The organism is Phycicoccus flavus, from assembly GCF_004025965.2.
Classification (GTDB): domain Bacteria; phylum Actinomycetota; class Actinomycetes; order Actinomycetales; family Dermatophilaceae; genus Phycicoccus; species Phycicoccus flavus.
In genome coordinates this window covers 36,023-42,349 of sequence record NZ_SAYU02000035.1, presented here as the reverse complement: position 1 = coordinate 42,349, position 6,327 = coordinate 36,023, and the positions used below count along the sequence as shown (strand labels likewise).

5 protein-coding genes, 2 pseudogenes and 1 other annotated feature are annotated in these 6,327 nt (G+C 68.4%); of the genes and pseudogenes, 6 read left to right on the top strand and 1 reads right to left on the bottom strand.

The window, feature by feature from the left end; all coding sequences use genetic code 11:
• The first annotated feature begins 182 nt into the window (after nt 1–182).
• The 3 genes and pseudogenes from EPD83_RS11680 to EPD83_RS21085 all read left to right on the top strand — a co-directional run bounded on the left by EPD83_RS11680 (nt 183) and on the right by EPD83_RS21085 (nt 999).
• On the top strand, nt 183–515 hold the full coding sequence (locus EPD83_RS11680) for a transposase (RefSeq protein WP_128365195.1): 333 nt from the start codon (nt 183–185) through the stop codon (nt 513–515).
• Nucleotides 473–604 (top strand) — a sequence feature (AL1L pseudoknot). (Overlaps the previous gene by 43 nt.)
• Nucleotides 512–778 (top strand): annotated as a pseudogene (locus tag EPD83_RS21090) (IS3 family transposase); the annotation flags it as partial. (Overlaps the previous feature by 93 nt.) The gene EPD83_RS11680 and the pseudogene EPD83_RS21090, both read left to right, overlap by 4 nt.
• A gap of 14 nt (nt 779–792) precedes the next feature.
• On the top strand, nt 793–999 hold the full coding sequence (locus EPD83_RS21085) for an excisionase family DNA-binding protein (RefSeq protein WP_128365196.1): 207 nt from the start codon (nt 793–795) through the stop codon (nt 997–999).
• Here EPD83_RS21085 and EPD83_RS11665 read toward each other — a convergent pair.
• Nucleotides 999–1,369, bottom strand: a pseudogene (locus EPD83_RS11665) (transposase); the annotation flags it as partial. The gene EPD83_RS21085 and the pseudogene EPD83_RS11665 sit on opposite strands and share 1 nt — an antisense overlap.
• Before the next feature lie 281 nt (nt 1,370–1,650).
• Between EPD83_RS11665 and EPD83_RS20985 the strand changes: the two are divergent.
• From EPD83_RS20985 to EPD83_RS11650, 3 genes are all read left to right on the top strand, one after another.
• The gene (locus EPD83_RS20985) at nt 1,651–3,867 is read left to right on the top strand and encodes a four-carbon acid sugar kinase family protein (protein ID WP_164896060.1); all 2,217 of its coding nucleotides are present in this window, start codon (nt 1,651–1,653) and stop codon (nt 3,865–3,867) included.
• An 83-nt stretch (nt 3,868–3,950) separates the two neighbouring features.
• Nucleotides 3,951–4,844, top strand: a complete 894-nt coding sequence (locus tag EPD83_RS11655) for an NAD(P)-dependent oxidoreductase (RefSeq protein WP_128365198.1) — start codon at nt 3,951–3,953, stop codon at nt 4,842–4,844.
• Between the two features lies 1 nt (nt 4,845).
• Nucleotides 4,846–6,291, top strand: a complete 1,446-nt coding sequence (locus tag EPD83_RS11650) for a GntP family transporter (protein ID WP_128365199.1) — start codon at nt 4,846–4,848, stop codon at nt 6,289–6,291.
• Nucleotides 6,292–6,327: the final 36 nt, after the last annotated feature.

Here is a 6,327-nt window from a genome sequence, read left to right as displayed (position 1 = left end):
CGGGTGGTGTCGAGGGTGAGCTCGCGCAGGATCTCGCCGGTGGTGGCGTCGCTGATGGTGATGTGCAGGCCGTGGATGAGGGCGGTGACGGGGCGGCTGTTGTGGTGTCGGCCGAGGCCGATGGAGTTGAACCGCCCTGGGTTTCCCGGAGGGTGCTGATCTAGCAAGGGAGACTGACTCTCATGGCAGCACCGAGGAAGTACGAGCGGGAGTTCCGGGACCGGGCGGTGCGGATGTACCGCGACCGCCTCTCCGAGGGACATGACTCCAAGCTCGGAGCACGCCGGCATGTCGGGTCGATGTTGGACCTGAACCCGGCGACGTTGCGGAACTGGGTCGAGGACGCCGAACGTGCTGAGGGTGTGCGGGCACCGTCGGCGGCCTCGAGGTCGGTGGACTCCGAGGAGGTGCGGGCGCTGAAGAAGCGGGTGGCCGAGCTGGAGCGGGCCAACGACATCCTCACGACCGCGTCAGCGTTTTTCGCCCGGGCGGAGCTCGACCGCCGACTGAAGTGATCGTGGACTATGTCGACTCCGTGAAGGAGCGACACGGCGTCGAGCCGGTCTGTGTCGTGCTGTCTCAGCAGGGCATCACGATCGCGCCGTCCACGTACTACGCCCACAGGGCAGCCCCGGTCTCGGCCGCGGTGCTGCAGGACGCGTACCTGGCCAACGCGCTGTTCACCCTCTGGGCCGAGAACTGGGGCGTGTACGGGGCCCGGAAGCTGTGGCACGCCGCCCACCGCGCCGGGATCGACGTCGGCCGCGACCAGGTCGCCCGGCTCATGCGGGTATGGAGACCTCGAGCGCCCTCGACACCCCTGAGCCGTCCACGACCGACACCCTCCTCCTCACACTGGACGAGGCGGCCAAACAGCTGCGCTGCCCCCGGCGCAGCGTGGAGCGCTACGTCGCGGGCCACCGGCTGCGGGCGGTGCGTCTGGGCCGGTCGGTGCGGCGCAGCGCGGTCTTGGACAGGGCGCGGCGCTTGTACCGTTAGTAGCCCTGCCGGGAGACTCCGAGGACGGCGCAGCTGTTGTCGACGGGGACCCCGGCGTCGGCCAGTCGGTCGATCACCGGGTGAATCCTTTTGGGTGGGGCTTGTCCTCCGCCAGGAATGTCGCTGCTTGTCGGATGATCGCCAGCTCGCGCTCCAGCTCACGGATCCGCTTCCGGGCGGCCCGCAGGTCGGCGGACTCGCTTGCGGGAACGCCCGTGATCTCGCCGCGGTCGACCCGGTCCTGCTTGAGCCACTCGTGCAGGCAGCCGGCGCTGATGCCGAGCTCGTAGGCGGTCTGCTTGACGTGTGTGCCGGATCGGACCAGCGCGACTGCTCGCGCGCGGAACTCCGGAGGGTAGGGACGAGGCACTGTCAGAGCCTTCCAGTCAGGCGCTCGACTCACCACCACCACTGGAACCAAACCGGGGGGCAGGTCAGTGTCGGCCGAACCGTCAGCAGTCGCGAGTGCAGGCGACGGTCCTGAACGGGCCGTCGAGGGGGACGCAGTCGGTCTCGTACAAGCGGAACGGTGGGATCGCACCGCAAGGTGGCCCGGTACGGGCCGTGTTTCGAGGTGACCTTGCGTCAGGTACGGGAGGAGCACTACGTTCGCCTGACTGGACATCAGATGTCTGGAAGTGGGAGGCAGCGTTGCCGCGCACCAGCCTGGTCGAGGACGTCGCAGGACGTCTGTTGGACCGGATCGTCTCCGGCGAGTTCGTCGGGGGATCCCTGCTGCCCTCCGAGTCAGAGCTGGCCGGCCAGTTCGGGGTCTCCCGGCTCACTATGCGCGAAGCCGTGAAGATGCTGGCCGCAGGTCAAGTCGTGCGGTCCGTGCAGGGAGTCGGGACATTCGTGGCCCCCGTCGGCCGGTGGACCTCCGTCGGGGCGGTCATCCGGGTGAGCGAAGGGGATGCTTCGCAAGTCATCGGTCGCCTCGTGGAGGTTCGCGGGATGCTCGAGGTCGGCGCGGCCGAGTTGTTCGCGCCCTTGGCGGCCCCCGCGGATCTCGAGACGCTTGCCGACAACGTTGCCGCGATGCGGTTCGCTCATCGTGAGGACGACGTCGAGTCGTTCGTGGCCGCCGACCTCGCATTCCACACCCGCATCATCGAGGGCTGTGGGAACCCGTTCGTCCGGGTGGCCTTTGCTCCGGTCGCCGAGTCCCTTGTGTACTCCCAACGCCTCACGGCCGCGGTTCACGATATCCGCGAGCATGCGATCGTCCATCACGCCGCGATCCTCGCGGCTTTGCACACCGGCCGTGCCTCGACGACGGCCACGGCGATGCGCGAACACCTGATCCAGACCCGCGACGACGCCCGCAGGTACCTGTCCGGTGTCGGCAAGTCGGCGGTTTCGGCCGCTGGTCTCACCTCTGATGTGTCCTCATCCCTCAATCACCCAGATGGAGACGACGTGACCGACCACGATGCTGCCCGGACCAAGGACGAACTGCTCCGCGACATGCCTCCTCCGCGGAGTGTGACGGCCGAGGAGATCCGCGCATCTCGGGCCCAGCGACCCCGGCGCACGCTGGTCGTCCTCGACGACGATCCGACGGGCACCCAGTCGGTGGCGGACCTCCCGGTACTCACGCGCTGGGACACCGAGGACCTCGCATGGGCCCTGCGCACTGGTGCCGACGCGGTCTACGTGCTCACCAACTCGCGAAGCCTCGACGCGGCAGACGCCGAGCGGGTCAACCGCGAAGTGGCCCGCAACGCCTTGGACGCCGCCGCGCTGCTGGACGTGGAGATCGACTTCGTCTCTCGCTCGGACTCCACGCTGCGCGGCCACTACCCGCTCGAGCCCGACACACTGGTCGCCGCGCTCGAGGAGGCTCGGGCGCAGGTGGACGCCGTCGTGCTGGTGCCTGCCTTCGGTGACGCCGGACGCGTGACCGTTCGATCGGTCCACTACGCCGGGTCAGAAGCGGATGGCTACGTGCCGGCCAGCGAGACCGAGTTCGCTCGCGACGCCACCTTCGGGTACGCGGCGTCGGACCTTCGCGAATGGGTCCAGGAGAAGACCGCGGGTCGGATCGCGGCCTCGGACGTGGCGACAGTTCCGTTAGACATCCTGCGATCCGGCCATGAGGCCGTAACCGATATCTTGCTCGGTCTCCACGACGCTCGACCTGTCGTGGTCGACATCGTCGAGGAGACCGACCTGCGCGTGCTGTCGCTGGCCCTGTTGGCCGCAGAGGACGCCGGGAAGCGCTTCCTGTTCCGGGTGGGACCGCCGTTCGTCAGAGGCTTCATCGGGCAGGACGTGCTGGAACCTCTCAGCAACTCCGATGTCGACCAGATCATCGCAGGCGGAGAGGGCGACGGGTCGAGCTACGGGCTCGTGGTCGTCGGCTCTCACGTGGGGCTCACCACACGGCAGCTGAAACGGCTTCTGGAGGAGCAGGATCCCACTGTCATGACGATCGCGGTCGAGAAGGTGCTGGGCCCGGACCGTGAGGCGCATCTGGACCGGATCGTTCGCGAGACCGTGGAGGGCCTGAGCTCCGGCAACGTCGTCGTCACGACCTCGCGCGAGCTCGTGGTCGGTGAGAACGCCGATGACTCGTTGGACATCGCGCGGCAGGTCTCGAGCGCGGTCGTCGAGGTCGTACGCCAAGTACTCGAGGCCGCGCCGCCGCGGTTCGTCGTGGCCAAGGGAGGAATCACCTCGGCCGAGGTCGCGAGCCGCGGCCTCTCCATCGCGCGTGCGATGGTTCGCGGCCCGATGCTCCCGGGCATCGTCTCACTCTGGGAGCCGACGGACGGTCCGGCCCAGGGCATCCCCTACGTCGTCTTCGCCGGAAACGTCGGGGACGACTCGAGCCTGGCCGAGGTCGTCGCCACCTTGACGGCCTGATCGTTCATCCACTCGTACCACGTCTCATCCCGCCGCTCGAGCGCACGCCCTACGGCGTCACCGACTGTTCAAGGAGGAACAGCATGTCGTCCGAACCCACCATCGCCGTCATCGGACTCGGTGCCATGGGGTTGCCCATGGCGACCCGCCTGGCCGAGAGGTTCACCGTCCGAGGCTACGACCTCGACCCCGAGCGCATCCGAGCGGCGTCCGAGAAGAACGTCGACCCGGCGGACTCAGCGCGGGCCGCCGCCCAGGACGCAGACTGCGTCCTGCTCGCCGTCCGCAATGGTGCCCAGCTGGAAGACGCGCTCTACGGGGACAACGGCGTCGCCGAGGTATTGCGCACCGGCAGCGTCGTCGTCCTCACATCCACCATCGGCATCGGTCCGGTGCGCGAGGTCGCCCAGAAGCTGCAGGCCGACGGTATCCACCTGGTCGACGCACCGATCTCGGGTGGGCCCAAAAGAGCTGGCGTCGGCGACTTGCTCATCGTGGTCGGCGCGAGCGACGAGGCATACTCAGTCGCCGAACCCGTCCTGGAGCACCTGTCCTCCACGCTTCGGCGGATGGGCTCATCTCCTGGTGATGGCCAAGCGATGAAGACGGTGAACCAGCTCCTCTGCGGGGTCCACATCGCGGCCGGGGCGGAGGCGCTCGCTCTCGCCGGTGCTCTGGGTCTGGACCAGCGCCTGGTCCTGGAGACCCTGGGCGCCGGCGCAGCAGCGTCCTTCATGCTCGGCGACCGCGGCCCGAGGATGCTGCAGGCATTCGACGACGGGGGCGCCGAGGTCAACAGCCGCCTCGACATCTTCGTCAAGGACATGGGCATCGTCAGTTCGGCCGCCCGGGCAGCGGGGCTGGCCACCCCGGTTGCCGGAGCGGCCGAACAGATCTTCCTGCTGGGGCAGGCCGCTGGTCTGGCCGCGGCCGACGACTCCTCCGTCATCACCGTCCTGGGCGCGAGGGAGGACTGACATGGGCTCGACGATGTTGTTCGTGACCGCAGCGGTAGCCGTCGCCGTGCTGCTCCTGCTGGTGGTCCGGTTCAAACTTCCGGCTTTCGTCTCCCTGCTGTTGGTGTCCATGGGCGCGGCTCTCCTGGCCGGCATTCCGGTGGAGGAGGTTGTCCCCACCATGATCGCCGGGATGGGCAAGGTGCTCGGCTCGGTCGCGATCGTCGTCGGCCTCGGTTCGGTCCTCGGGCGTCTGATCGAGGTTTCCGGAGGCGCCGATCACCTGGCGCGCCGGTTCACCGAGCGTCTCGGCCCGGCCCGAGTCACCGTGGCGCTCACAGCGGCGGCATTCGTCCTCGGGATTCCTGTCTTCTTCGACGTCGCCTTCATCATCCTGGCCCCGATCGTCTTCGCCTTCGCCAAGATCGCCGGCCTGAACCCCCTCAAGGTCGGACTTCCTGTCGGCGTCGTCCTGCTCGCCCTGCACGTCACCGTCCCACCCCACCCCGGGCCGGTCGCCGCAGCCGCTGTGACTGGCGCCTCCGTGGGGTTGCTCACCCTCCTCGCCTTGGTGGTCGGCGCAGCAGCTGGAGCCGTGGGCTTCTTCGCCGCCAGGATCATCAAGGTCGACGGCATCACCCTCGGCCCGTCGCCCGCCACCGCAAGCACCGAGGACGCGGACGGGGGGACGTCCTTCGCGGACGGGCCCGACACGACCGGGTCCGGAGGGACCGCGACCAAGACCGAGGCGAGGACCGACACCGACAACGCGTCCTCACACAACGGCAGCGCCGGCGTGCCGGGCACCGGTACGGTCGTCGGCCTCATCCTGCTGCCGATCGTCATGATCATGGTGGGGTCGGTCCTCACCACGGTCCTCGGGGAGGACAACGCGCTGGTTCCGTACGCCTCGTTCATCGGCTCGCCGACCACCGCGCTTCTCGTCGGTGTCCTGGTGGCCTACCTGGTCATCGGCTCTCGGGCCGGATGGGATCGCACCCAGCGCAGCATCGTCGCCGACTCCGCCCTGCCGCTGGTCGCCATCATCATCTTCGTCACCGGAGCCGGCGGGGTGTTCGCCAACGTCCTCGTCGAGTCGGGGATCGGCAAAGCCCTCACCGACAGCCTCACCGGACTCGGCCTTCCGCTCATCGTCTCGGGGTTCTTGCTCTCGTCTGCTCTTCGCGCGGCCCAGGGTTCGGCCACCGTCGCCATCCTGACGACGGGAGGCCTCCTTGCCGACGCGATCACCAATGGCGGGTACAGCTCGTTGCAGGTGGCCCTCATCACCCTGGCCATCGGATTCGGCGGCCTCGGTCTGTCGCACATCAACGACTCCGGGTTCTGGATCGTCACCAAGTACTTGGGTCTGTCCGTCGCGGACGGCCTACGGACGTGGACGGTCCTGACGACCGTCACTGGCGTGTCAGGCTTCCTCCTCACCGCCCTGATCTTCGCGCTCGCATGAGCGTGGGGTGGCTTACGCCCTGACGAAATCGACAAG